Origin of the sequence: Aminobacter sp. MET-1 (genome assembly GCF_026521175.1) — a bacterium.
Lineage (GTDB): Bacteria > Pseudomonadota > Alphaproteobacteria > Rhizobiales > Rhizobiaceae > Aminobacter.
In genome coordinates this window covers 1-244 of record NZ_JAMSHL010000163.1, presented here as the reverse complement: position 1 = coordinate 244, position 244 = coordinate 1, and the positions used below count along the sequence as shown (strand labels likewise).

Here is a 244-nt window from a genome sequence, read left to right as displayed (position 1 = left end):
AGCCTGATCAGCGACAGTGCGGCGCCGCAGAAGGATGGTTCCTACACCATCATGACCACCCAGCAGTACTTCACCCGCGGCGAGGCGGTACAAGGCCAGACGCCTGAGCAGGCACGCAACGTTCTCTACTACTACAGCCACAAGCTCACCGCCCCTGCGCGCATGGTCGGCGAGGTGGTGCTGGTGCACGAAACCCTCGACCAGGTGGCCGAACCGCGTCTGTCCTGGGTCTACAGCGCCGGCC

General features: G+C 64.8%; 1 protein-coding gene. It reads left to right on the top strand.

What is annotated here, in order from left to right; all coding sequences use genetic code 11:
• A partial coding sequence (locus NDO48_RS29475) for a DUF1329 domain-containing protein (RefSeq protein ID WP_267322952.1) occupies positions 1–244 on the top strand: 244 nt, incomplete at both ends.